The sequence below is a fragment of the Streptomyces sp. NPDC059718 genome, from assembly GCF_042733315.1.
In the GTDB taxonomy this organism is placed as follows: Bacteria; Actinomycetota; Actinomycetes; order Streptomycetales; family Streptomycetaceae; genus Actinacidiphila.
In genome coordinates this window covers 1-1,684 of sequence record NZ_JBHWGA010000134.1, presented here as the reverse complement: position 1 = coordinate 1,684, position 1,684 = coordinate 1, and the positions used below count along the sequence as shown (strand labels likewise).

Below are 1,684 nucleotides of genomic sequence, written 5' to 3'. Positions count from 1 at the left end.
CACGGAGAAACTCAACCGCGCCGCCTACACCGCCGGGGGACTCGTCCAAGGAGGCCACCTCCCCGAGGAAGAAGCGCGCACCCTGCTTCTGGAAGCGGCCCGCACCGCACGCCCCGCCCAGGAGAGCCGCAACCTCACGATCATCGAGACAGCTCTGTCTGCGGGTGCTCAGCGCCCACTCCACCCCCGAGGACGTTCATGAGCGCCGAGTACACACGCTTCGACGCGGAAAGGGCCGCAACACAGATCCAGCAGCAGAACCTTGCCTGGGATCCGCCCGAGTCGCACGCGAACCTGCCCGCTCAGCAGACCGACGCCCGACCACAGCCCGTCCCCGAACCGCACGGACTGCTGCCCAACTCGTTGACGGACCGGGGAAACGCCAAACTGTTCGCCCGCCTCTACCGCGACCAGTTCCGCTACGTGATCGGCATGGGATGGCATTCCTGGGACGAGTACCGGTGGAAACTGACCGGCGGCGACGAGGCAGCGGTCTGGGCTGCCGGGGAGATGGCCGAGCAGATCGCCGATCACGACCCCCAGGGAAGATTCACTCCCCGCCAGTTGGCCGCGCACCGACGGCACTCCGAATCCACCTCAGGACTCAAAGCCCTGCTCTACCAGGCGCAGGCCGCCCCCGGACTCCGCCTGGACCCCGACGTCCTGGACGGCGACATCTACGCCCTGTGCACCCCAGTCGGCGTCGTCGACCTCAGAACCGGAACGCTGCGCAAGCCCGACCCGCTCACGGACATGCATTCGCGGGCCACTTTCGTGGCGCCCCGCCCCATGCCCATCCCGCGCTGGAACAGCTTCCTGCGCGACACCTTCGGCGACGACGCCCAAGGCAGGGAAACCACCCGCTTCCTGCACCTGCTCCTCGGCTACTCCATCACCGGCGACGTCGGTGCCCAGGTCCTGCCCTTCCTCTATGGTTCCGGAGCCAACGGCAAGTCCGTGCTGCTGGAGGTGATGATGCAGATCCTGGGCGACTACGCCAACGCGGCCCCGCCCGGCTTCCTCATGGAGAAGGGCAAGTCCACCTAGCACTCCACCGAACTGACCGAACTCCACGGCCGACGCATCGTGGTGTGCAGCGAGCTCAAGCCCAACGACAGGTTCAACGAGTCCCGCGTCAAGCTCCTCACCGGCGGCGACACCATCACCGCCCGCCGCATGCGACAGAACTTCTTCACCTTCACCCCCACGCACAAGCTGTGGCTCCTGGGCAACCACCGTCCCGAAGTGGGCACCGGCGGCTACGCCTTCTGGCGCCGCATGAGGATCATCCCCTTCGAGCGGAGCGTCCCCGACGAACGGAAAATCGACAACCTGGCCGCCGAACTCGTCCACGAGGAGGGCCCGGGTATCCTCCACTGGCTGATCGAGGGAGCCGGACGCTATCTGACGACCCGCGACCCGCTCACTGGACCGGCCTCCGTGCGGCTGGCGACCGCCGCCTACGAGACGACCGAAGACCACGTGGGCCGCTTCATCACCGAATGCTGCACCAAGGGCGAGAACGGACGCCCCAACCCGGAACTGCGCGTCGAACAGAAACTGCTGTACGAGACCTACGGCCGGTGGTGCTCGGAGGAAGGCATCCGGCCCTCCACCAGCCGCGCCTTCGCCAGCCGCATCCGCCAGGAACTCGGCCTGACCTCACCCGCAGAAATGATCAAGT

At 67.0% G+C, this 1,684-nt stretch carries 2 pseudogenes; both read left to right on the top strand.

Annotated elements, in window-relative coordinates:
- Positions 1-202 (top strand): annotated as a pseudogene (locus ACFV3E_RS46665) (bifunctional DNA primase/polymerase); the annotation flags it as partial.
- A pseudogene (locus ACFV3E_RS46660) lies at positions 199-1,684 on the top strand (DNA primase family protein); the annotation flags it as partial. The pseudogenes ACFV3E_RS46665 and ACFV3E_RS46660, both read left to right, overlap by 4 nt.